The organism is Chondrinema litorale, from assembly GCF_026250525.1.
In the GTDB taxonomy this organism is placed as follows: Bacteria; Bacteroidota; Bacteroidia; order Cytophagales; family Flammeovirgaceae; genus Chondrinema; species Chondrinema litorale.
On the sequence record NZ_CP111050.1, the window covers coordinates 127071 to 153027 of the forward strand.

The 25957-nt window shown below is 34.6% G+C and carries 22 protein-coding genes; 11 read left to right on the forward strand and 11 right to left on the reverse strand.

The genetic code is table 11. From position 1 onward, the window contains the following. Positions 1-37: 37 nt before the first annotated feature. From OQ292_RS29965 to OQ292_RS29975, 3 genes are all read left to right on the forward strand, one after another. Positions 38-775, forward strand: a complete 738-nt coding sequence (locus OQ292_RS29965) for an NYN domain-containing protein (protein WP_284687794.1) — start codon at positions 38-40, stop codon at positions 773-775. Between the two features lie 53 nt (positions 776-828). Continuing rightward, positions 829-2619 (forward strand): arylsulfatase, encoded by a 1791-nt coding sequence (locus OQ292_RS29970; RefSeq protein ID WP_284687795.1) that lies wholly within the window; start codon positions 829-831, stop codon positions 2617-2619. Between the two features lie 161 nt (positions 2620-2780). Continuing rightward, entirely contained in the window at positions 2781-3233 is a 453-nt protein-coding gene (locus tag OQ292_RS29975) for a hypothetical protein (RefSeq protein WP_284687796.1), read from the forward strand. 36 nt (positions 3234-3269) lie between these two features. Here OQ292_RS29975 and OQ292_RS29980 read toward each other — a convergent pair whose 3' ends face one another. Continuing rightward, positions 3270-3950 (reverse strand): TrmH family RNA methyltransferase, encoded by a 681-nt coding sequence (locus OQ292_RS29980; RefSeq protein WP_284687797.1) that lies wholly within the window; start codon positions 3948-3950, stop codon positions 3270-3272. 190 nt (positions 3951-4140) lie between these two features. On the opposite strand from OQ292_RS29980, the gene OQ292_RS29985 reads away from it, so the two are divergent. Next, positions 4141-5445 (forward strand): DoxX family protein, encoded by a 1305-nt coding sequence (locus tag OQ292_RS29985; protein ID WP_284687798.1) that lies wholly within the window; start codon positions 4141-4143, stop codon positions 5443-5445. Between the two features lie 60 nt (positions 5446-5505). Here OQ292_RS29985 and OQ292_RS29990 read toward each other — a convergent pair whose 3' ends face one another. The 10 genes from OQ292_RS29990 to OQ292_RS30035 form a co-directional block, all read right to left on the reverse strand. Next, positions 5506-6114, reverse strand: a complete 609-nt coding sequence (locus OQ292_RS29990; protein ID WP_284687799.1) for a hypothetical protein — start codon at positions 6112-6114, stop codon at positions 5506-5508. A gap of 562 nt (positions 6115-6676) precedes the next feature. Then, positions 6677-8038, reverse strand: coding sequence for a DUF1353 domain-containing protein (locus tag OQ292_RS29995; RefSeq protein ID WP_284687800.1), 1362 nt, complete (start codon positions 8036-8038; stop codon positions 6677-6679). Positions 8039-8198: 160 nt separating this feature from the next. Further along, positions 8199-8921, reverse strand: coding sequence for a GDSL-type esterase/lipase family protein (locus tag OQ292_RS30000; protein WP_284687801.1), 723 nt, complete (start codon positions 8919-8921; stop codon positions 8199-8201). A 128-nt stretch (positions 8922-9049) separates the two neighbouring features. Further along, a complete protein-coding gene (locus OQ292_RS30005) occupies positions 9050-9604 on the reverse strand; it encodes a hypothetical protein (protein WP_284687802.1) in 555 nt (184 codons plus the stop codon). Between the two features lie 51 nt (positions 9605-9655). Beyond that, complete coding sequence (locus OQ292_RS30010; RefSeq protein ID WP_284687803.1) at positions 9656-10741, reverse strand: class I SAM-dependent methyltransferase; 1086 nt, start codon at positions 10739-10741, stop codon at positions 9656-9658. Positions 10742-10865: 124 nt separating this feature from the next. After that, entirely contained in the window at positions 10866-11126 is a 261-nt protein-coding gene (locus OQ292_RS30015) for a hypothetical protein (protein ID WP_284687804.1), read from the reverse strand. A gap of 28 nt (positions 11127-11154) precedes the next feature. Continuing rightward, the gene (locus tag OQ292_RS30020; protein WP_284687805.1) at positions 11155-11400 is read right to left on the reverse strand and encodes a hypothetical protein; all 246 of its coding nucleotides are present in this window, start codon (positions 11398-11400) and stop codon (positions 11155-11157) included. A 173-nt stretch (positions 11401-11573) separates the two neighbouring features. Next, entirely contained in the window at positions 11574-12479 is a 906-nt protein-coding gene (locus OQ292_RS30025; RefSeq protein WP_284687806.1) for a helix-turn-helix transcriptional regulator, read from the reverse strand. Positions 12480-13078: 599 nt separating this feature from the next. Further along, complete coding sequence (locus tag OQ292_RS30030) at positions 13079-13276, reverse strand: CsbD family protein (protein ID WP_284687807.1); 198 nt, start codon at positions 13274-13276, stop codon at positions 13079-13081. 223 nt (positions 13277-13499) lie between these two features. After that, positions 13500-15245 (reverse strand): thiamine pyrophosphate-dependent enzyme, encoded by a 1746-nt coding sequence (locus OQ292_RS30035; protein ID WP_284687808.1) that lies wholly within the window; start codon positions 15243-15245, stop codon positions 13500-13502. A 414-nt stretch (positions 15246-15659) separates the two neighbouring features. On the opposite strand from OQ292_RS30035, the gene OQ292_RS30040 reads away from it, so the two are divergent. The 7 genes from OQ292_RS30040 to OQ292_RS30070 all read left to right on the forward strand — a co-directional run bounded on the left by OQ292_RS30040 (position 15660) and on the right by OQ292_RS30070 (position 25948). Continuing rightward, positions 15660-16130: an MgtC/SapB family protein gene (locus OQ292_RS30040; protein ID WP_284687809.1), complete on the forward strand. Its 471-nt coding sequence runs from the start codon at positions 15660-15662 to the stop codon at positions 16128-16130. 489 nt (positions 16131-16619) lie between these two features. Next, on the forward strand, positions 16620-17996 hold the full coding sequence (locus OQ292_RS30045) for a cytochrome ubiquinol oxidase subunit I (protein WP_284687810.1): 1377 nt from the start codon (positions 16620-16622) through the stop codon (positions 17994-17996). A 21-nt stretch (positions 17997-18017) separates the two neighbouring features. After that, a complete protein-coding gene (gene cydB, locus OQ292_RS30050; protein WP_284687811.1) occupies positions 18018-19055 on the forward strand; it encodes a cytochrome d ubiquinol oxidase subunit II in 1038 nt (345 codons plus the stop codon). Between the two features lie 102 nt (positions 19056-19157). Beyond that, positions 19158-20234, forward strand: coding sequence for a glycoside hydrolase family 43 protein (locus OQ292_RS30055; protein WP_284687812.1), 1077 nt, complete (start codon positions 19158-19160; stop codon positions 20232-20234). Positions 20235-20659: 425 nt separating this feature from the next. Next, entirely contained in the window at positions 20660-21331 is a 672-nt protein-coding gene (locus OQ292_RS30060; RefSeq protein WP_284687813.1) for an RNA polymerase sigma factor, read from the forward strand. Positions 21332-21413: 82 nt separating this feature from the next. Beyond that, the gene (locus tag OQ292_RS30065) at positions 21414-22466 is read left to right on the forward strand and encodes a FecR family protein (RefSeq protein ID WP_284687814.1); all 1053 of its coding nucleotides are present in this window, start codon (positions 21414-21416) and stop codon (positions 22464-22466) included. A gap of 140 nt (positions 22467-22606) precedes the next feature. Next, entirely contained in the window at positions 22607-25948 is a 3342-nt protein-coding gene (locus OQ292_RS30070) for a SusC/RagA family TonB-linked outer membrane protein (protein WP_284687815.1), read from the forward strand. Positions 25949-25957: the final 9 nt, after the last annotated feature.

Sequence of the window (25957 nt, forward strand, 5' to 3'; positions counted from 1 at the left end):
TGTATAAAATTGGAGTGAGGCGAATGGAAAAAATAATATGAAAAAAGAGAATAATCTGGCAGTTTTAATTGATGGTGATAATATTCCTTCTAACAATGTGAAGGAAATGATGGAGGAAATTGCCAAATATGGGAATCCAACTATTAAAAGAATTTATGGAGACTGGACTAAACCCCAGCTCTCCAAATGGAAAAAAGTATTGCTCGAAAATGCCATTAACCCCGTGCAGCAATATAGTTACACAACAGGTAAAAACGCGACAGATTCAGCCATGATCATCGATGCCATGGATATTTTATATGCAGGTGATGTGGATGGTTTTTGTTTGGTTTCTAGTGATAGTGATTTTACTAGGCTAGCTACTCGTTTGCGTGAAGCAAGTATGATGGTGATAGGCATTGGCGAAAAGAAAACCCCCGAACCTTTTATTGTAGCTTGCGATAGGTTCATTTACATCGAAATTTTAGAAAGAGATATTAAACCTGTTAAATCTTCTAGAAGCAGAAGCACTAAAAAAGAAGGTGTAGAAAAAATCACAAATAGGGTAGTTACACTTATAACTTCTACCATTCAAGATCTTAGTGATGACGATGGTTGGGTATTTTTAGGAGATGTAGGCAGTATGCTACAGAAAAAACAACCTAATTTCGATTCAAGGAACTATGGTTTTCAGAAGTTAACTCCACTCATAAGCTCGATAGATAATATAGAAATTGAAGAAAGAGAGCTCGAAGGCAATAGGCATAAACTCATATACGTGAAAGTAAAGGATTGATATGTAAATAGGTTAATGTAGATTTATATCAACATTTACTTTACTACATATTTATGAAGATGAAAAACTGGCTCTTAGGGCTCATTGCACTATTTTATTTAATTGGTTGTGAAAAAGAAAATCCTGATAATAAAATAGCCGAAAGACCACCAAACGTTGTTTTTATTCTTTCAGATGATCAAGGGTGGGGAGACCTAAGTTTGAGCGGTAATAAAAATTTGAGTACACCCAATATCGATGGATTAGGCAAGAATGGAGTTGTTTTCAACCATTTCTATGTGAGTCCAGTTTGCTCACCAACTAGGGCAGAAATTCTTACAGGTCGTTATGCGGTTAGAGGTGGAGTTTATTCCACATCGGCGGGAGGTGAAAGACTCGATCTAGACGAAGTTACCATTGCAGACTATTTTAAAGAAGCAGGTTATGCGACTGCCTGTTATGGTAAATGGCACAATGGAATGCAATATCCTTATCATCCCAACGGCAGGGGATTCGACGACTATTACGGGTTTTGTTCTGGCCATTGGGGAGATTATTACGATCCAATGCTAGAGAGAAACGGTCAAATAGTAAAAGGAGAAGATTTTATTATAGATGATTTTACGAATAAGGGAATCAGTTTTATTGAGCAAAATAAGGATCAACCTTTTTTTCTATACCTGCCATTTAATACGCCTCACGCACCTATGCAAGTACCAGACAAATGGTGGAATAAATTCAAAAACAAAGAATTGACAAGTCTCTATTACGATGCTGATAAAGAAGATATAGACTTTACCAGAGCGGCATTAGCAATGTGCGAGAATATCGATTGGAATGTGGGCAGAATAATGGAAACGCTGCAAAAAAATGGCTTAGAAGAAAACACAATTGTTATTTATCTATCTGATAATGGGCCAAATGGTTATCGCTGGAATTGTGGCATGAAAGGGAAAAAAGGTGATACAGATGAAGGAGGTGTGAGATCGCCTTTGGAAATGCAGTGGAAAGATCAACTCGATGCTGGCAAAGTTGTAGAAAATGTGGCTTCTTCACTCGATTTTTTGCCTACTTTACTAGATATGGCTGGTATAAAAGCACAGTTTAAAAACACGTTGGATGGTAATAGTTTAAAGCCTTTGTTATTTGCCGAGGAACAAGTAGATACAGATTTTACAAATAGAAATATTATAAGCCATTGGGCAGGTAAAACAAGTATAAGAAATCAGAAATACCGCTTAGATGCAGAGAATCGCTTATATAATATGGAAGTTGACCCAGGGCAAACAACTAACATTGCTGAATCATCTGTTGAGGTTTTTGATGAATTAAAAACGATAAAATCTAACTGGGAAACAGAAGTATTAACCGAATTGTCAGAAGTTGATACTAGAACTTTTACAGTAGGTCATCCAGATTATAATTGGTATCAGTTACCTGCGAGAGATGCTCTTGCTACGGGAAATATTATACGTTCTAACCGCTGGCCAAATTGTTCTTATTATACAAACTGGGTAAGTACTACAGATAGTATTTATTTTGAAATTGAAGTACTAGAAGAAGCTGATTTTGAGGTAATTGTTTACTACACTTGTAAAGAAAAAGATACTGGTGTAAAAATGGATTTATCTTTCAAAAATGCTATATTAGACTTTCAAATTAATGATGCAAACGATCCACCATTAGAAGGTGAATCTGACGACAGGTATCTAAGGAAAGTGTCTTTAGTAAAAGATTTCAAACCTTTAAATATTGGCAAAATACATCTTAAAAAAGGTATTGGAAATCTAGTTCTTAAGGCAACAGAAATCCCAAGGAAAAATGGGATCGATTTCCGCTTATTGATGTTAAAAAAGGCAAGTTGAACTAATATTTAGTTAAAAAATGCTATTTTAGCTAATCAATTCTGATCTGCTCGTAACTACACATCATTATACTTCCTAAGATTAATAATGATCTGACTCAAAAAGATCAAGGGGATTAGTCAGCCAGGGTTTTTCATTTTCAAGAAAAAAAATAGAAGATTATGAAAGAATTAAAATTGTTGGTTTATAACCAACTAAATGAAATTATAGACAAAAAGTTAGAAGATGCGAAAGAAGATGTCGCAATTTACAAAGAAGGTAGAGATAATAACTCTAAAAGCTCTGTTGGAGATAAATATGAAACAGGAAGAGCCATGATGCAAAATGAGCTAAACAAAAGCAATATTCGACTGGGCAAAGTAGTCGATTTAAAAAAAGAATTACTACGAGTAAAGCTTGATAAGGATTTTAAAGAGATAGAGTTTGGTAGTTTAATTGAAACCGATAAAGGCATTTACTTTATCAGTATTGGGCAAGGTATAGTTGAGCTGGAAAATCATAAAATCTTTTGTATTTCACTTGGTTCACCAATAGGAAGATTATTAGTAGGAAAGAAAAAAGGGGGGGTAGTAAATTTTCAGGGTAGAAAAATTAAAATTAAAAGTATCTATTAATCCAGTTTAATGCTTTATAGCTATTCGAATCATACATCATAAGACCTCAGCTTGTATTTTTTTTAATATAAGCTGTCCTGGTCTACCCATGGCTCTTACAAGCCATACAATTTCAAGGTCTTTTCTCTCTTCTTCACTCAATTGCCATTGCATATTACTTTTTCTCATTTTTGTTACCAAATCTTGTAAAATGAGCGCGGCTGAAACAGATACATTAAAACTTTCGGCAAAACCATAAATCGGAACACTCAGCTTTAAATCAGCATTATTTAGCGCATCGTTTGTAAGTCCATCTTCTTCGCAGCCAAAGAGTAAGGCTGTTTTTTTTGTTATCTCAAAGTCTGGTAAAGTAATGTCTGGATTATGCGGTGTACAGGCCACAACCAGATAACCATCTTGTTTAAGTTTTTCTATGCAAGCTAAAGTATTATTGGTCTTGGGCGTATCAAACCGGTCAATATCCACCCATTTTTCTGCCCCTTTGGCAATTAAATGAGTAACCCATTCATGATAATATTTTTCAATAATCGAAGCATTCTGAATGCCAAAACAGTCGCAAGTTCTTAATACTGCACCCGCATTTCTTTCATAATTAATATCTTCAATCACCACCCTTATTAAATTGGTTCTTTGTTGAATAACCTCATTAATACGTCTTGCCCTTTTTTCACCAATATGCTTTTTAAGCTTTTCAATTATGATGTCCTTTCTATTCATGCTTGCCAAATTTCAAAATTGATGTGCAAAAGTATAAAATTGCTAAACAAATTGAAGTACTGTATTTAATCATCATCAATTTCAGAATAGACATTTATTAGTTGCTAAATTATAGTTATATTTATTAAGAATATTCTCCTCATCGTAATACCATCCTATAAGAATAAAAATCAATTTTTTACTGAAACTAATGGAATCATCAACTACTACAGCTACATCATGGCATACATTGAGAAAGATTACTTTCCGATTTTTCTTTGTATTATTTGGTCTGTTTATTTTTCCCTTTCCTGTTAATGTATTTGATTTTGTACCAGGCATTTCTTTTCTAATAGATTCTTATGATGCTTTTTGGGTATGGTTGACCAATTTAACCGGAACCTATTTGTTGGGTTTAGATCAAACACTAGAGTTAACATTTACAGGCAGTGGAGATAAATTATTTGATTGGGTAATGTATTTAACAATCTTAATTATATCGATCATAAGCACCATTATCTGGTCAATAGCAGATCGAAAAAGAAAAAGTTACCATATGCTCAATGGTTGGTTCATGCTGCTTCTTAGCTATTACTTAGTTTTTTTTATGATGGTTTACGGTCTCATTAAAGTATTCTATCTACAATTTATGCCACCAAATCTCGAACAGCTTTATCAAACATTGGGACAAATTTCACCCATGCGTTTACTCTGGACATTTATGGGGTTTTCTGGGTCTTACACTATTTTTTCTGGTGTTTGTGAGACTGTAGCGGGTGTATTTTTAATGTTTAGAAGAACTAGAACACTTGGAGGGCTTTTAGTTTTTGGAGTAATGCTCAATGTGTTTATGCTTAACATGAGCTACGATGTACCAGTAAAACTATTTTCTTTTCAGCTGATGATTATGGGTTTGTATATCTTAATGCAAGATTATAATAGAATTATAGATTTCTTTATTCTGAATAAAACGGCTGCTCCTTCGTCACAAACTACAGTGGTACAGACCAAGCGAGGTAGACTAATTTTAGTAATAACTCAATTAATTTTAGTAGGAGTAATTGTGCTTATGCAAGTGCAGGGAAATATGAATAGAATGAAGCAATACGGCATTTATAGAGAGAAATCTCCTTTATACGGTGTATATGATGTACAAACTTTCGTGATTAATAATGATACGATTTCTACCAATTATACAGACAGCATCGGCTGGAAAAGATTGTTGATCGATTATCCCAATTTTCTATCGGTAGTAAAGATGAATGATAAAGTAAAGCGCTATAACACAGAGCTAGATACTTTAAAAAAGCAATATACTTTTAGTTCTAGGCAAGATACTGTAAACAAATATCTGGTAAACTATAAAAGAGTAGACGATGAGCTCTTTTTGGATGGAGTAATAGAAGGAGATACTTTATATGTTGTATTACAAAGTTACGATCTGGAAAATTTTGGTTTGCTTAATCGGGGTTTTAATTGGGTAAATGAGGTGCCTTATAACAGATATAATAATTAAAAAAAAGCTGCAAAAGCAGCTTTTTTAAAGTAGTTGAATTAGTCTAAACATTATAATCAATTAATAATTTATTTCATTTATAATGTCAAAGCTTCCATTGTAAGCCCCGTTTAATGCGCTATTGTCTGCTAGTTCCAAGTCATACATAATGGTATAATTTGGTGAAGTTCCTGATACTTTAATTGTTCCTCCTGTTACCTCTACTATCTCACTATCGTCGCTTAAAATTCCATCTCCATTTGAATCGCGTAGTATGTAAGCTCTAGAAAAGTAATGTTCAACATCAGATAGATCGTCCACGGCTGCATCAATATAAGATTTATACTCAAATGTTCCTGTGGTAAAACTGTTTGTGCTTGCCGAAAATAGTTCTGAGTAAATATAGAATGTAGTGCTTGAGTTAAACTCGTTATCTTCTGTTAGGCTACCATCTGTTAAATAAAAATCATAATTATAAAATTTTGAATCTTCATCGTAACCATAGTTTATAATAAAACTATAGCTTATCGGGTATTCTGATAAATCTACAGTTACGGTATTATCTATAATGTTTTCGACACTTTCGCTGTCATTATCTTCATCATTATCACAAGATGTAAGAAATAGTAATCCAGCGAAAATAGCAATGAGTGAAAACTTGAAGTTGCGGGTTATTAGATAATTTTCCAAAGCGTTGGTATTTAGTGTTGTTTATAAAAGACTGTTATTTGGCTAAATAACGAGGTTTTTTAGTAGACTTACAGGTAATCTCAGGCTTATGGATGAAGTGTAATAAAATGCCTAATAATAGATATTAACTGTGTAGTATAGGAAAGCCAAACTATTGATAAATAGTAGCTTATATTTGGTAACATAATGGACAACTTTTTAAACAAATGGCAAAGTCGAATGCTTTTTAACCATTAACTCATATCTAATTAAATAAAATGAATTATTTAGTAAAAAAGGTACTTGAGTTTAAATAAGAAAAAATATAGAAATAGGGTAGCGCGCTAATTTCAAACTACATATACTAGCAATATTTCGTGATTTTTTTTCAAAAAAAACCAATTATAGAGTGTATTATCAAATTTTTGAAAAGATCAAAAAAGTAAAATATCTTACTATTTATATTCTACTATAAATTTGTAATTGTTGGAGGTATAAAAGAATAAAGGGAGTACAAAAAGTATCCCTTTATCTACGATTGGAATCAAACTATTAATGGAATTGTATTAAGATTATCAGTAATTCAAGGTTCAATTGCCAGTAGTGCTACTTCTCTTTTGTTCATCCAAGTTTCTATCTCTTCTACAGAAGGGTTTTTCTTTTCAATCCATTTTTTGCAGGCTTCGAATTCTTGAGCAAGTACTGTTTCTGGTACATTTTCAAGACTTCTGTAAGGATCATTCCAACGTGGGCCAGCTAGCCATATAGCAGCGAACATAATATCTGCTTTATTTTCTGTTGTACCGCTAGCAATACAGGCTTCATAAAACATTCTATGCACAGACTCCCAAGGTTTCTTACGATATTGATCTGGACACCTTTCTTTATTTTCTGTTTGGCAGTACGCATCATGTATAATGGCAGCTTTTAAAAATTCTTCGGAGAATCTTCCATCGGTCATCCATAAAGCCAAACGAGGAACTGATGCACCATCAGTAAAAGTCCCTTTAGGAGCAGACCATTTTTCACCTGCTGAGTCGATAAAGACTAACTCTTCATCAATTAATTCTTTGAATTCGCTTCCTTTAACCTCCTTTAGAGTTATTTCGTTAGGAAAAAACTTAGTGTTGGCTTCAATAGATTCCTGAGTTTCTTTTTGCTTATTACTGGTTGTAATAAAGAAAATAAAACCCAAAATAGCGACAGGTAAAACCATATTTTTTATTCTTGTCGGAAATAAAGGAGGAACATCATTACTGTAATCCAAATATTTTCTACCAAAAGTGTCAACAAGTTCTTCTTCCTCAAAAATGATTTCTATATAAATATATATTGTCACTCCCACAGCTAAAATCAATCTGTCGACTGTCATCACCGGTGTTGCCCAATGAAAAATGATAGTAAACAAATAAATAGGATGCCTTACTAACTGGTATAGCAATGGAACCCTGAAAATAGCCCTGTCACTTTTTACTTTTCGGAATTGTAACCAAGCTTGTTTTAGTCCAAAAATATGAAAATGATCTATTTGAAATGACGATATAATGAGCATGAGCCATGAGATAAAAAACAATAATTTCATTACGGTTCCTGCTATTGTTCCTCGTAAGTCAAAAAATTTAATAGGTAGAGGCTGCCAGTCTGAAATAAGTACGATTAGTAATATTGAAGAAAAGAATATATATGTACTCTGTACCGCACTTTTAGGTAAAAACCATTTAATTTTTTTCTTAAATGAATTTCTGCCCATAAGGCTATGTTGCAAGCCAAATAAAAAGATGATCGACGCATTTACCAACACTGCACTACTTAAACTAAAGTATCTAGTTTGTTCTATAAAAGGCAGTAAATTAGGGTCGTACAAAAAGATGGCATAACAAGTTATAGCTGTGATGCCAGCCACATAACATAAAACAGCATAAACAAGAATTAGATAGTTTTTCATTTTAAATTAATTAAATCAAATCTTTAAAAAAAAGCTTGAGCTCAAAATTGGATGGATTTACTGTCAGATTCAAAAAAAGCAGGTGTACACAGTGTCTACTAGTTGAATTTTATAGGTATACAAAAGGTGAGCTTAATAGGGGAAAATACTTTTCAGGAACTTATAAGGCATTTTTTCCCTGAAACTGAATTTTTTCTTTGATAAGTTTTGTCCAAAGTTGGTATCCTTTTGTGTTGAGATGGATTCCATCAAACCATAGATAATTATCAATTAATTTACCTTGCTTATTTATAAAGTAATTACTTGTTTCAATAAAGTGGATAAAAGCATATTTCTGAGCATAAGTTTGTATCAATTGATTTGCCTTTTTGGCTTGTGGCCATATTTCCCATCGGCTATTGGTAGGGGTAATGGGTAAATAATAGATTTCGGTTTTGGGTAATTCACGATGTATTTTATCTATCAGTTTCACAAAGTCAGCCAATATTTGTTCTGGTGTTTTATCATTTGGTCTACCAGATAGATCGTTAGTACCGGCAAATAAAACAATCTTTTTTGGTTGATATGGAAAGATAATTCTATCAGCAAAATGTATCACATCATTCAGTTTTGCACCACCGAAACCTCTTTTAATTACAGGAATTGGTGCCATATCTTCTTTTAATGTATTCCAAAATCTGATGCTTGAACTACCTACAAATAAAACCGCATCTTTAGGGTAATTGGTGCTTTTATCCTCTACTTCAAATTGTCTAATTGCATCTTCCCAAACATTAGGATTGTCGCTTTCCAGTTTCTCAAATTCATTATTAATTAAATAGGCCATCCACCCGGAACCTATTAATAGTATTCCAATTATGGATAATACAATTTTCTTCCACATGATTATTATTGATTTAGGCTTTTAAAAAGGGAGTGTGTACTTTGTTTTTAAATATGAAAAAAGACACTGACTATTATTGGTTTTAATTTTTGTCTGTGTCTTTAATAAAAATTATCAGGAAAAAGCTATTAGTTTATTTTGATGCCATAAGTACAATTGAAACCGATTGTCCCATTGGCAAATTCAGTCATATCCAGTGTCGCATTCAGTGTTGAGCCACCTAGCTCACCATTAAACTTTCCTGTACCACCAATTACATTAGATTCAGTTTTAGGTGCATCAATTACTGCTTGCAGAGTTGTATTATCGATGGGTGTCATATCGATAAAGTTGTGCATAACCAGTGTGCTGTTATCCTCATCAAAAGTGAAAATGGTATAGTTTTCACCTTGCATGCTGCCATCTTCAAAAGTCTCTGCAAACACATTAATATCAGTTACGCTGCCTATGAGTGTACCAGTTTCTTTATTGAATAAGTCCATAGTAAAAGCATTACCACTTACTTCAATATCCACTCCTTCTATTACAGTTTGAATAGGTATACCTGTAGCTACACCTATTGCTTGTAATGTGAATTGTTTAGGCTTTTCTGGTGAAAGGTTATCATCTTCATTATCATCGCAACTAACGAGACTAGTTGTAAATAAAAAGAATAGGATATACATCAAAAATGAGTGTTTCATTTTGCTAAGTTTTAATTGAAAAATTAATTTGACAGATTTTAAAAAGGGTATTTATTTACTGCTGAAGTAGTAATTGTTGAAAAGGTCGTGTTCGAAATTTTGAACTTGGGTATTGCTAAAACCAGCTTCAGTTAGCATTTCCAAAGCCATTTCTTTTCCCCAAACAGTGCCTAAGCCCATACCTCCTTGAGCAAGAGAAACAGTCATACAATGTAGGGTAGAAGCGGTGTATAGAAATGGTGCAAATGGATTCTCAAAGTTATTTTCCAGTTGTGATGACGCATTAATATCCATCATTAAAAAAGTGCCATCATCATTCAACCAATTATTTACTAATTGCAAAACTTTATCTGGAAATGCCAAGTCATGAATTACATCAAAAGCTGTAATTAAATTATACTTTGCAGATGGTGTATATGCAAGTAAATCTTCTTGTTTGAAGGTGATGTTATTTAAACATCTGATTTTGGCTTTGTTTCGCGCAGACTTGATAGGAGCTTCACAAATATCTATACCGTAGAACTTACTTTTTGGAAATTGCTGAGCAAGAGCCAGTAAAGTTTGACCATCGCCACAACCGATATCTAAAACGCTTATCCCATTTTCTAAGCTATCAAATAGGTTTTGGTTCTCAGGCAGAATAATTTCTGTTAGATTTTTACCCACGTTGGCAGCACTTAAATCTCCCATTGCTTCGTGAAAACCATTGTATTCGCTATAAGGTACGCCACCTCCATTTTTGAAACAGTGAGTTACTTTTTCTTCAACTCCAGCCCACACAGTGATAAGCGAAGCTACTGAAGCCATATTCTTTTCGTTGGACTTTCTGGTTAGAAAAATAGCGTTTTCGGGTGGCAGATAATAGGTCTTATCTTTTGGGTTATATTCTACAATTCTACCACTTGCCATAGCACCCAACCATTCTCGTACATAGCGTTCGTTTAGACTGGCACATTCTGCAATCTCTATAGAAGTACTCCAATCTAAAGTATCCATTATATCGAAAAGTTTGGTTTGGTGACCAATAGAAATCATGGGAACCAAAGCACCATGATTTAACATGGTAATCATTTGTTGAGCGAATAATCCGGCTTGCTCCATATTTTCCGGAATTCTTGGGATACAAGATTGACACATAAGAACTAATTTTTAATTTGTTAATTAAGATGTGATACAAAATTGTAGTGAAAATGGAGAAGCGGGCTAGTCTAAAAAGCTCATAATATTTACTCTCTGGTTCAAATTATTTAACAACTCAGAATTATTTAATACTTACACCTTTGTTTAGAGGTAATAATGGTAAGTTAAGTACAAAAAGTAGCTTTATGTTTTCTTCAACTGATAGCTTTTCGGGAGGTTTATTAAATTGGATTTGCGCATACTTTTGATAGTTTAATTGAGTGTGGTGATAGTCTAAACACTTGTTGTCACTTGTGTATGCTGCAATTCCAAAAGCTGTAATTATAGTCGACCAACCATGATAATTGCTTGGCACTTTATTTTCAAAATACCTTGTTGCCATCAATGATCCTGATGCTTTAATTTCAAAGTTACTCTTTCTTATCAAAACATTTTAGCAGTTTTAATGCCTTTGCGAATAATGATTGCCCCCTCTGTTCGGGATATAATTTATCATAAGCTTTGTAGAAATTGGCAGATAATTCAGGGGCTTCATCAATTGGTTTAGCTATTTCTGCCATTTCTTGTTCAGTATAGAAATCTTTCCATTTGGTAGAAAGCCACCAATAAGTGCCTGCTAATGTGATTGCAAAAGCGAGCAATAAACCGAATAGCAATTATAAAATATACTGATGACTCTTTTTGAGAAGACTTTTTTCATATAGGAATTCAAACAATTTTTGTTAGATTTTTTATTGTCTAAAGCAAATAAAAAGGTATTCCCTAAAAGGAAATACCTTAGATTACAATACGAGTTTGAGGTATTGACTTTCTATGAAAGATTTTTTAGCTATTTAAATTCTACTCGCTTGTAGAAATTTTTATGCTTCGGAATGTGCTTTTCTCTGTATTTTAAAGGATTGCAGTGGTATGTGTTTTTAAAAACTCGGCTATAGTGGGAGGGGCTTTCAAAGCCTGCAATAAAAGAGATTTCATTAATATTTTTATCGGAATGTATCAGCAGCTTTTTACTTAATTGTAATCTACGACTTAGTAGCCATTTGGCTGGTGGTGCATTGTACAATTTGGTAAACTGTCTTTTAAAAGTAGAAAGACTCATGTTACACAGTTCAGCAAATTCTTCTAGTCTGAGATTACTGGCAAAGTTCTCTTCCATAATAAGTTTTAGCTGAGCTTCTCTGTTTTCTTCTAGTGTTGAGAGATAGCTTGCCAGTTGTTTGTATTCGCTTTGAGTGAAAATATTAAAGCTAAGTTCTTCCAGCTTTAAGTGGAGTATCTGTTTGCTGGCTGAATTTTCATGAGCGAAATAATTACTTATAGAATAGAAGTAAGCTTGAATTGCTGTAGTTCCGTTCGTTAAATCTATTATTTTGTTTTGGAGGTTTACATGCTTGTAATCCTGAATTTTTAAAGTTGGGTAACGAAGCAAAAAGTTCTGAAAAAAGCTATCTGGCATAAAAAACATCAATGCACAATATGCTTCATCTTGAAATACCTCAACCGTGTAGCCACCTTTTTTCATGTACATAAATGTACCCGCTTCTACTATGTATTCTTGAGAGTTAGAACTGTAAATTCGTTTGCCACTGAGGCAATAGACCAAACAAGCACAATCTATCCAGAAATTACTAAATTTATTAGTCTCCATGCATTTGTATTCTACACAGAGCATATCTTGGATTATAACTTTTTTATGGATGTTGGTTTCTTTAAAAGCTTGGTGAAGATTGATCATCAGTATTTAATTCATTAAAAAATCAATACTGCCAAATGTATCGGTTTAACCAATCTGTGCTAAATATTTGAGGTATACATGAAGTATACAGGGAGGGAAATTGTAAAGTAAGTTTGTTTGTAATTATAAAAGTGGAAAGAAAATAAGAAAAGAGATCTACCACACTCATTGTAAATCTCTGTTCAATTTATTATTAAGATAAACACCAATTATTTCTATATTTTATCTTTTATTTTCTTTCGTTGAATCATAAGCTTAAGATCTGCATTAGGCTTGTTCTTAGAGTAATACATTTTGTAAAATGTATTTTTTTGTCCTGAGTTTTTTGGATGATCCATCATAGCATTAAAGTTTTTGTGTTTTACTAATTTGCAGTTAGTCGTCTATTTTATTAGTTAGTTGCTATTGTTTATTGTTAAGGACTCTTTGGTTTAAGTTTAAGCTGCTAGTTTATTTTATGTGTTTGGTTTTTGATTAGATGAATAGATCAAAAAACTCATTTACTCAGACCTTATCATCGCGATTATGATTAATGGATTATTTAGTTTAATTGAAGCCGAAAGCATGGTTTAACATGCTCTCAGCATTCCTGTTATTTATCAGATACTTTGAATATAGGAAATGATTGTTTCCTTTGATTCTCCTGTTTTTTTCTGGATTTTACCAACAACTTCGTCGTATCTACCTTCTTGTACTGCTAAGTCGTCGTCAGTTAAAAATCCCCATTTTTGTTTTAGCTTACCTTTGGTTTCATTCCATGAACCTTTAAGCTTTAATTCTGTGCTTGAATTTGACATGTTGTTTATATTTTAAGTTCAGTTAATTGTTTATGTAATTGCTTAGTATATTGAGAAATTTATGCCATTAGACCATTTAAATGAAGAAACTGTGCAAATCGCTCTTGTGGGCTTTGTGAGAGGGGTTAAATTTTTTCAACTTTTTTCTCATTAAAATTAGTGTAGAAAAAATTCCCCGATATCACACCTAAACTGTGGATTATTATTCAGTTTCTACACATTTCTAATCAAAATAGGCTTTTACTTCCTCTTTAATGTTTTCTAGCTGAGAGCGATCTCCTTTGGCAGCCAAGTAAACTTCTTTCATTTTTGATTTACTGAAGCCCCAAGCGTTTTCCAATGTAATTTTAGGAGGAAGCGTAAGTTCTCCTGGACTCACTACTGCATTAATAATAAAAGGCTTGTCAGATTTGGCTGCCATTAAAACTGCTTGTTCTATGTCTTCGGCTTTTTCTACTTTAATTCCATCTCCACCAAATACTTTTGCCAATGCAGCAAAATCTGGGTTATTCAATCTTAATGCTTCATCGTGTCTTGGTAAGCCTGCTTCTTCCATTTCCATCTTTACAAAGCTTAATTCGCTATTGTTAAACACAATTACTTTAATAGGGAGATTGTATCTAACAGCCGTTAAAAATGAGTTGAGAGACATGCCAAATGCTCCGTCACCTACTAATGCCCAGACTTCTCTTTTTCTGTCTACCAATTGAGCTCCAACAGCTGCTGGAACACCTACTGCCATAGAACCATGATTAAAAGAACCAAGCATTCTTCTACCACCATCAAATACCAAATGTCTAGCTGCCCAAACTGTAGATTCACCAACATCTACGGTAAATACGGCATCTTTAGAAGCAACTCTGTTAATGGCAGAAGCAAAAATTTGTGGGTGCAATGGAATATTATCTCTTTCAGGATCTGCCTGCTTATCCATTTGTTTTCTCCATTTCAAGAACTTCTCCTTCTTCGATTCTAAAAATGAACTATCAGATTTTTGGTCGACTAAAATGTTGAGTTTTTCAGCAGTTGGTTTAATATCTCCAATAATACCAACATCTACAGAAGTTCTGTTTCCAATGCTTTCTGCTCTAATATCTACCTGTATAGTCTTAGTTTTATCTGGAAGGAAATTGCTATATGGAAAGTCTGTTCCGAGCATGAGTAGTAAATCAGCATCGTGTACAGCTTCGTAACCAGATGGATTACCAATAAGACCAGTTAGCCCAACTACATTGGGGTGATTATGGTCAAAAATATCTAATGCTTTAAGAGAATGTACAATTGGCGCATTCAGTTTTTTAGCTAAAGCTTCAACTTCTGGTTTCGCATTACGACAACCTTCTCCAGCAAAAATGGTTACTTTACGGCTGTTGTTTATCAACTCAACTGCTTGGCTTAAATATGTTGCATTTGGCATGAGTGTACTAGTTAACTCAAGCGGAGTTTTAAGATAATGCTCACCCGCAGCTTTCGCTGTAGTAATATCTACCGGAATCTCTACTCTGCAAACGGCTCTTTTTTCCAAAGCGATTCTAATGGCTTTCTGGATTACCCTCGGTGCTTGCTCTGCCGAAGAAATTACTGCTTGGTATTCACAAACATCATCGTAAACCTTTTTAAGGTCTACTTCCTGAAAGTAATCTGACCCCATGTTCTCTCTGGAAACCTGCCCACTAATTGCCAACACTGGAACCCTTGCTTTTTTCGCATTATAAAGTCCATTAATGAGGTGTAGCGCTCCTGGACCTACAGTACCAGCACAAACTGCTAGTTTGCCAGTTAGGGCTGCTTGGGCATAAGCGGCAAACGCACCGGTTTCTTCATGTCGCATGGCGACCCAATCAATTTCTTCATTTTTTCTAATGGCTTCAACTACAGCGTTAAGTGCATCGCCGGTAACACCAAAAACATGTTTTACTCCGGCCTTAATTAATATATCGATTATTTGTTCTGAGACTGTCTGGCTCATGATTTTTTAATTTATATGGTTATTAATTGCTTATTTAAATGAAATTTTACTGCCAGAATTTACTCATCAAAAAAGGGAGTTATAAGGGCTCCTAAGGCTGTTTTTTTGGAGATTGATCTATATGGGAGAGAGATTTTTACACACTATTTTAAAGGTTGTGGAATTCCTTACTCAGTATTGAAAATGACAATTTCAGTTTTGTGCTTTATTATTAGATTAGATTGTGGTTTTTACATCAATTTTCCTTAAAAATTCATTCATTTCTACTAATCCTCATCTTTAGACATTTTGTGGCATTGTTTTATAGAATGCAGCATTTATCTCTGTTTCATACAAAATTTAAGTTTGAACCACTTCTAACACCGCTGAATTTTTTAAGATAAGCATATATTTTTTTGCATTAACAGAATCGATATGGATGAAATTTTTTCTAACTGGGAAAATCAACTTTTAATCTTACTGGATGTAACAATAGCTGTAATTTTATGTGCAGCGATAGGCAAAGAGCGTGAAAAATCTGACAAGCCAGCAGGTTTGCGAACCAATATGATTGTAGGAGGAATTTCCTGCTTTTTTGTTTCAATATGTAATAACATTAATAATTATATAGTTGAAAGCGGGCTCAACAACGATGTAGATGTAAACACCGATCCGATAAGGGTTTTGCAAGCTATTTTGGTAGGAGTGAGTTTTATTGGAGCGGGCACAGTTTTAAAAACAGATCAAGGAGACAATATTAAATACCTCACCACGGCAGCAACTATATTATTTTCTTCGGGAGTGGGTATTGCAGTTGCCATGCATGCTTACGTAGTCGCTGTTGGCTTAACCGGAATTATTTTACTTATCAATCTTTTAAACTCGATTGCTACTAAAGTAAAATGATGGTCTAACCATTAAAAAAAGCTGCCAAAGGTCGACAGCTTTTTTCCTTACTTAAATAATTCATACGGCTAGGTAAATAGTATTAAGTAATTACACAGAATACTAATAATTGAATCATTTTGTAATCAGCTTTCAAGCCTAAAAAATAAGACTCTCCACGGGCTTACAAAGAATAAAATTAGTGCCAGTACTAGCCTATTTTGGTTATAAGCAGTATAAGAAAGGCAATTGATTTAGAATGATTTATAAATGGTGAATTTTTTTCACATAAGTGTAGAAATGTGTAAATAGAAATACACAATATTTAGTAAGTACAAATGCTTAAGTTCCTTTTTTATCCGAAAACTTCATTTTTTACTTGCTTTTTAAGCTTTCGTTACGAGAGCAAAATATTGCGAAAAACTATCTGTAAAAATTAAAACTTTATGTGATATAAGTTACATTTAAACCCTAAGGTGTATCTTAGCTTTAAGTGTTAATTAATTGATTATGGACGTAGAAATTCTAGCAAGATTCCAATTTGCCTTTACAGTTGCCTTCCATTATATATATCCACCTTTAAGTATTGGTTTGGGTTTAATTCTGGTAATATATGAAACATTATATGTAAAAACCGGAAGGAAAGAATATGAGATTCTCACTAAATTTTGGATTAAAATATTCGCCTTAACCTTTGGTATCGGGGTGGTTACTGGTATCGTAATGGAGTTTGAGTTTGGCACCAACTGGGCAGTTTATTCGAGATACGTTGGCGATGTTTTTGGCAGTGCACTAGCTGCCGAAGGTATATTCGCATTTGCATTAGAAAGTGGCTTTTTAGGTGTTTTATTATTTGGATGGAACAGGGTAAAACCTTGGGTACATCTTGTTTCTACAATAGGAGTATTTTGTGGTTCTATGTTTTCGGCAATATGGATTGTAGTAGCCAACAGTTGGCAACAAACTCCAGCCGGATTCCACATTGTAGGTGAGGGAATGAATGCCCGAGCCGAAATTACAGACTTTTGGGCAATGGTTTTTAACCCGTCGAGTATGGATAGACTTAGCCACGTTTGGTTGGGTTCTTTTTTGTCTGGAGCTTTTCTGGTACTAAGTGTTCATGCTTATTACATTCTCAAAAATAGGCATGTAGATATTTCGAAAAAAGCATTCAAAATTGCTTTGGTGGTAGCTACCATTTTCTCTCTGGGTCAGTTATTTACAGGCCATAGATCGGCAGACGGCGTAGCGGTTAATCAGCCAGCAAAATTGGCAGCACTCGAAGGCCATTTCGAAAAAAGTGCTCCTGCTGATATGTATCTGTTTGGTTGGGTAGATAAAGAAACACAAGAAGTTTATGGTATAAAAATTCCGGGTGGTTTATCTTTTTTAATAGATTATGATTTTGATGCTCCAGTAACAGGTTTAAATGCTTTTCCAGAAGATGAGCGACCTAGCCAGATTAATGCGGTATTCCAGTTTTACCATATTATGGTAGCCATAGGTATGGCATTAATTGGTCTTTCTTTATTAGGTGTATTTTTTCTATGGAGAAACAGCTTATTCGACAAAAAATGGTTGATGTGGATATTTGTATATGCTGCATTATTGCCACAAATCGCGAATCAGGTAGGTTGGTTTGCAGCCGAAATGGGCAGACAACCATGGGTAGTTTATGGTTTGCTAAGAACATCCAAAGCATTTTCTCAAACCGTTTCTGCTAATCAGATACTTTTCTCAATCATCCTGTTTTTCCTTGTGTATGCATTGCTGTTTGTATTATTTGTTTACTTGTTGAACAAGAAAATTCAGCATGGACCTTACGACAATTCAGAGGTAGACGACAGGCCATTGACTAAAGATATTTCAGATGTAATTACCAATTAAAATTAATTTCAAGCTATTTATATGGAAACTTTATTGGGTTTAGATTATCCTACATGGTGGTTTTTAGTTGTTGGGGGACTTTTCTCAGGTTATGCCATTCTCGATGGTTTTGATTTTGGAGCAGGAGCTTGGCATTTGTTTTTTGAACAAGAGAAGCACCGGAGACTTGCTTTAAATGCAATTGGTCCTGTTTGGGATGGAAACGAAGTTTGGTTGGTAATTGGAGGTGGAGCTTTGTTTGCTGGTTTTCCAGTGTTGTATGCTTCTTTGTTTTCTGGTATGTATATTCCGTTTATGCTCTTTCTAATGTTTATCATTTTTAGAGCAATTTCTATTGAGTTTAGAGGCAAAGAAGAAATGAAGTGGTGGAAAACCACTTGGGATATAAGCTATAGTGTTTCGAGTATTATGTTGGCATTTTTACTGGGTGTAGTACTTGGCAATGTACTTCAAGGAATCGCCATTGGTGAAGATTTCTATTATGCTGGAACAGGCTTTTTTGAGTTCCTAAATATTTACTCAATAATGACAGGTGTTACCACATTAGCACTTTTTATGTCACATGGAGCCATCTATCTATTGCTTAAAACAGAAGGCAGATTATATGCTCAACTAAGGTTTTTGCTTAAAAAAGGAATGATCTTTTTTATGGTAAGTTTTGGTATTACAACCATGTATACACTCTTATATATCCCGCATCTTTCCGACGATTTTAAGAGTGATCCACTTTTGTTTATAGTACCGCTAATGGCTTTTTTAAGTATAGCTAATGTTCCCCGATTAGCCAGTAAGAAAAAATATCTATCTGCTTTCATTTTTTCATCCATTACCATAAGTTTGTTGCTCATTCTTGTTGCTATAGAACTGTACCCAACATTATTAATGTCTACAATTGATCAGGCTTACAACATCGATATTTACAATGCAGCAGCTTCTGAAAAATCTTTGGGAATTATGCTGACTATTGTAGCAATTGGCGCTCCGCTGGTAACTGGTTATACCATTTTTGTATACAGAACTTTCTGGGGAAAAGTAAAACTGGACGAATCCAGCTATTAGTATTTATCACGAGTTGTGTTTGGTGAGTTGTATCTAGAAACGAACTTGAAGGGACAGTAATAGCATAGACTAATTTACTATTAACCTATTAAATTTTTGGAAATGTTTAAGCGCATTTTAACAACAAACACCATTGCATTACTGGTAATAGCCAATATTTTTATTGGTTGTCAGTCAAAAAAAGAAGCAGACTCAGAAACAAAACAAGAAGAGAAAGAAGTTGCCAAGTCTGGTAACCCCTTGTTTGAAGGCTGGTATGCTGACCCTGAAGTAGCGATTTTTGGAGATACTTATTGGATTTACCCAACCTTTTCGGCTAAGTACGAAGATCAAATTTTTTTCGATGCTTTTTCTTCTAAAGATTTAGTAAACTGGGAAAAACACGAAAGTATTACAGATACTGCCACCATCTCATGGGCAGAAAGAGCTATGTGGGCACCCTGTGTGGTAGAAAAAGACGGAAAGTATTTTTTGTTTTTTGCAGCCAACGATATTCAGACAAAAGAAAGAGGTATGTACGATCCTAAAATTCATGGAAAAGGAATTGGTGGAATTGGTGTAGCAGTCTCTTCAACGCCAAATGGCAAGTTTGAAGACTATCTGGGCGAACCACTTATTAATAAATTTTACAACGGGGCACAGCCTATAGATCAGGCAGTGTTTAAAGATACCGATGGCCAATACTACATTATTTATGGTGGTTGGGGACACTGTAACATTGGTAAACTCAAAGACGATTTTACTGGTCTTATTCCATTTGATGAAGAGAATGTGGTAAAAGAAATTACGCCAGAAGGTTATGTAGAAGGTCCGGTAATGTTTATGCGAGATGGATGGTATTACCTTATGTGGTCAGAAGGTAACTGGACAGATGGTTCTTACAAAGTAGCTTATGGAAGATCAAAATCTGTTACTGGTCCATTTGATAAAATTAGTACTGTTTTACAGAGCGATCCAGATGTAGCAACAGGAGCAGGGCATCATTCGGTTTTAAATATTCCGGGTACAGATGACTGGTATGCTATTTACCATCGTAGACCAATACCAAACGAAGACAGAGACCACAGAGTAACCTGTATCGATAGAATGTATTTTGATGAAGATGGTTTAATTAAACCAATAAAAATTACTTTTGAAGGTGTAGATGCCAGAACTCTTTCAGAGACTACATCAAACTAAATATATTTTGGTGGTTAATTTTAATGAAAGTTCATGGATTAACCACCAAAAACTACCCTCGGTGCTGTTATAATTATTTAAATTATAAAACATATCCAGTAAGACTTGGATACATTCTTTAAATAGGGATGAATGCTAAATTTAAAGAAACAGTGCTGCTTACTACCATTGCTATTTATACATTATAGCCAGTATTTGTTGAAGTTTCAGTTTGAAATGCTGTAGGCTAAAAATTAAATCTCTATAATAGACAAAATCTATAGAGGTATTTTCAGACATGATTTTCTTATATTAAGCTTAAATAAAATTTCATTATTTATGCTTTAATATAAAAATTTCTATTTTTGGAAATACTAGACTACAACCATTTCTTTCATTCTTAATATTTTACCCTTCAACAAAATATTGGACTGAAAGTAAAGAAGATGAAAACTCTAAAAGTTGAAAAACTTAACACTCTTTCCGAAAAAGGTAAGATTGTAAGCACGTATAAGTCTATGAAAGATAGCGATGTGTGGCAACTTTTTCTGGATGGAAACGGCGAAGCCTTTAACCATATCTATTATAATTATTTCCCAATTCTATTCAATTACGGCCATCAGTTTTGCCAAGACAGAGCTTTGGTAAAAGATGCTGTACAAGAACTTTTTATCTACTTAAAAGAGAAAAGAAAGAAATTGGGGCAGACAAACAACATTAAGTTTTACCTCTATAAATGTTTGCGTAGAAATATTTTAAAAGCTTTATCTAAAAATAAAAATATTGTCTACGTAGATAACCTACCCTCAACAGCAGACTTTGAAATTAGCATTTCGCACGAAACCTTTATGATTCGCAATCAAAGTCAGATTGAGATTAAAAGGCGTCTAGAACAAGGTATAGAAAAGCTTACAAAGCGCCAGAAAGAAGCAATAATCTATTACTACTACGAAGGATTTAACTACGAGCAAATTGCCGAGTTAATGATGTTTTCTAAAGCTGAGTATGCAAGAAAACTCGTGTACAGATCGCTAGATACACTCAAAAAATATGTACCAGAAACCTTAATTCTAACCTGGTTAGGCTCCGTATCTGTGCTCCAAAAGGGGATTTTCTAAAAATTTAAAAAAAAGTTGAAAATTTCTATACCCGTTTTGTCTTACACTGTCTTTCTATAAGTAGAAGGGTAAAATATCGTAAATGAATTATAACAACTACCAGGTTTCTGATTTTATAGCAGATGATTTTTTCATTAAATGGGTAAAATATCCCGATGCAGAAAGTGAATACTTCTGGCAAAACTGGTTAAAACAACATCCAGAAAAGTTAGAAGAAGTTCAAAATGCTAGAGATCTTATCGTTTCTATAGGTTATCGAAATCAGTACCAACCAACAGAAGATGAATTTATCGAAGTTCTCGAAAATGTACATCGTAAGCAAAGCAAGTTTCAGCCAAAACGAAACTTCAGTATTGTTTACCAGGCATTGGGCAGAGCTGCTATAATAGTACTTTTACTTTCTGTGGGTTGGTATTATTATCAAGATAAAAAGGTAGAGAAAGTTGAAAAAACTGTACCTAATGAAATAACCTATATTACTAAATCTACTTCTAGAGGGCAGAATTCTACGTTGAATTTACCAGACGGAAGTTTGGTAAGGCTCAATGCCGAAAGCTCTCTTAAAATACCAGACAATTTCGGAAAAGAAAACAGGGAAGTATTCCTGAGTGGCGAAGCATTTTTTGAAGTGAATAGAGATACTCTTCGCCCATTTATTATTCACAGTGGCGATCTTTTAACCACTGTGCTTGGAACCTCTTTTAACATTACGTCTTATCCCGACGATCAGCTACAGCAAATAGCAGTAGTTACCGGGAGAGTTTCTGTAATGAATCTTGATACCAGCTCAAATAACTATTCTAAAGAACCGGCTCTCTTGCTGCCAAAGCAGCTTTTAATCTATGATAAAGAGAGTAAGGTAAATCAAATTAAACACGACATCGATCTTGAAAATGTGGTTGCTTGGACCGACGGAGTACTCATTTATCAGAATGAGAATTTAAAAAAAATTCTGAAGGACCTTGAAAGATGGTATGGTGTGGAAATTACCGTAAGTCCAGCGGTGGATCAAACTGGGAAATACTCAGGTACTTTTGATAATAAGAACCTAGAAAATGTATTGATGGGACTCAGTTTTACATCCAGAAATTTCAAGTATAGAATAAAAGACAAAAAAGTTTGGATTGAAAAATAGAAAAAGCTGACTGGTTGGGGCCAGTCAGCCGATTTTGTTCATGAAGATAAAACCAGATTGGGGTCTGGTCCACTTGTAACATGTTTTACTCATAAACACTTAAATTTATGATATTGAGATTTGTACGACAAATTTTAATTATGTCGAAGTACTTTTTTTGGGGAATTTGCTTACAAACTTTGTTTGCAGGCTTCCTCATCGCCAACGACGGTAACGCTCAGACCAAGAAACTCACAGAAATTCAGTTTTCTTTTGAGGGTAGGTCTGAAGTGTCTTTACACAAAGCTTTCAAAATTATTGAACAGCACACCGATTTTAACTTTGCCTACAACCGCAGTGAGTTGGAAGTAGAAAAGAATGTAACACTACTTAAAAATACGAGCTTGTATCAGGTTTTAACCGATCTGGCAAAATCTGCTGATATTAAATTTAAGCGGATTAATAGCAGTATTTATGTGAGTAAAATTGAAAGTAATACAGACACCAGTATTCTCGATCAAGAGTTTAGTCAGATTAAAATTACTGGTAAAGTAACTTCAGATGAAGATGGCGAGCCATTACCAGGTGTAAGTATCCTTATTAAAGGTAGTGCAGTAGGTACCACTTCAGATATTAATGGTAACTACAACATTACTGCGACTCAGGGAGATGTTTTGCAGTACAGCTACATCGGATACCAAACTACAGAGATAACTGTAGGAGCACAAACTACTGTAAATATTGCCTTGCTTACAGATCTTGAGCAATTAGAAGAAGTAGTTGTAGTAGGTTATGGTACTACTAAAAAATCTGATTTAACTGGTTCTATTGGAGTAGTAGAAGGCGATGAATTACTAAAAGCACCAGTTAACAATGCCCTACAAGGTTTATTAGGTAAAGTAGCAGGTGTAAACGTATTCCTAAACTCTGGTTCTCCAACAAGTAGCCCGCGTGTTTTAATTCGTGGTTTAGGTACGATTAACGCCAATTCTTCGCCATTATATGTAGTAGATGGTGTGGTAATGGAAGATATCCAATTCCTTAACCCGAATGATATCCAAAGTATGGAGGTATTAAAAGATGCTTCTTCTACAGCTATTTATGGTTCTCGTGGTGCTAACGGTGTAATCTTGGTAACTACAAAAGCTGGTTCTAAGCAAGAAGGTATTATCGTAGGTTACGATGGTTACGTGAGCTTTGGTCAGTTGAGAAAGAAAATGGACTTGCTAAATGCAGAAGAATGGTTAGAAGTTGTAAGAACTGGTATGGAAAATACACCTAAATACAGACCAGATAGCAATCCTGTATTTACTACTGACGATCCTAACTTGTTCGACGAAAACGGTAATCCACTTTACGATACCGACTGGCAAGAAGAAGCTACCAGAACTTCTGTTACGCATAACCACCAACTTTCTATTCAGCAAAGAAGCGAGAAATCTTCTTACGGAGCATTCATCAACTATTCTAACATGCAAGGTATTATGCTCAACAACTATTTAGAGCGTATGTATGGTAAAATTGCTTACGAAGGTAGACCAAAAGATTGGGTAACATTCGGTTTCAACATCCTTACAAACTTTACAAAAGAAAACGAATTTGACGAAGGTGGTGGATACCAAATGCCACGTAGAACAATGATAGAGATGCCTCCGATATTCCCAGTAAAATTTCCTGATGGAACTTGGAGTAATAGCCATATGATTTCTGATGCTTATAACTTAGAAGGTATGGCTAACCCAGTACACGTTTTAGAAACACAAGATCGTTTGCGTGAGCGTACTCAAATTTTTGGTAATACTTACCTTGTTTTCCACTTGGCAGATGGTCTAGATTTAAGAACTCAGTTTGGATTCGACAAACACGATAGAGTATTTAAAAACTATAGCCCAACCGATTTACTAAACATTTCACAGCCTTTAGGTTCTGCAAGTCAGTCTAACGATAGAGTACTTTACTGGCAACAAGAAACTTTCTTAAACTATAATAAAGAATTCGGAACAGACCACCGTGTAAATGGTGTGCTAGGTCTTAGCTGGCAAGAGCGTACTCAAGAAGGATTTAGCGCAGGAGCACAAGGATTTGCCGATAATACTTTCCGTTTTTACAGCATGCAGTCTGCGAGCCAACCGGGAGCTCCAAGTTCTTATTTCGACAAATGGGCGCTTAACTCATACTTTGTAAGAGGTGGTTATACTTACCGCGATAAGTACATGATTACCTTAACTGGTAGAGTAGATGGTTCTTCTAGATTTGGTGCAGACAACAAATATGGTTTCTTCCCATCTGTTGGTTTAGGTTGGACAGTTTCAGAAGAAGATTTCTTAGCTAATTCAGGTGTGATAGATCAACTAAAATTTAGATCTAGTGTTGGTATTACTGGTAACACAGAAATTCCAATTTATCAGTCATTGGCTACTGTATCTTCAGGAACAGTTTTATTAGATGGTTCAAGAGCTACAGAAAGTTATGTAAACAGATTGTCTAACCCGAATCTTGGTTGGGAGAAAACAAAACAATTTGATGTTGGATTTAACTTAGCTTTATTCAACTACAGAGTAAGTCTTGAAATGGATTACTACTACAAGCTTACTACTGACTTATTGTTAGATAGACCTTTACCGCAAACTACTGGTTTTGGTGGTGTAATGGATAACATTGGTTCAGTTTCTAACCGTGGTATTGAAGTAATGTTAACTACGCTGAATGTTGAAAAACCAGATTTTAGCTGGGAAACTACTTTGAACTTCAACTATAACCAAAACAGAATTGAAAAACTAGGTGAAAACAACGAAGATATTTTCCCTGGTCCATGGTGGGTATCTGGTAGCCAAACTATCTTAAGAGTAGGAGAGCCTTTATCTAGCTTCTGGGGATACGAAAGATTAGGTATCTGGGGAACAGACGAAGCAGACGAAGCTGAAAAAGTAGGTCGCGTTCCGGGTGAAGCTAAAAGATCAACAGATCCAACAATTATTGGTAATGGTTTACCAAAATGGACTGGTAGTTTCATCAACAACTTTAGATACAAAAACTTTGATCTTTCTGTTGATTTACAATTTGTTTACGATGTAGATATCTTACAGCAGTTCTTCCACTCAACTGAAGACCGTTCTGGTATTGCTAATGGTTTAAGTACAATCCTTTACGATAGCTGGACTCCTGAAAGACAAAACGTAATGGTACAGGAAATCAGAAACCAAGCATACGCTGGCCAGAACAGTGAGATTGACAGCCACTGGGTAACTGATGGTTCTTACCTAAGAGGTAACTTGTTTACTTTAGGTTACAACTTTAACCCAGCAGTATTAGATAAACTAAACTTACAGAAACTGAGAGTATACGGAAGCGTTCAAAATGCTTTTGTTATTCATTCTGACGATTTCAAAGGACTTGATCCTGAAGCTACATCGTGGGGTGGTAACCAATGGGGACAAAACATTTTCTTCTTCCAGTACCCACGTCCGAGAACCTACACATTGGGTGTAAATCTTCAGTTCTAATCTTTAATT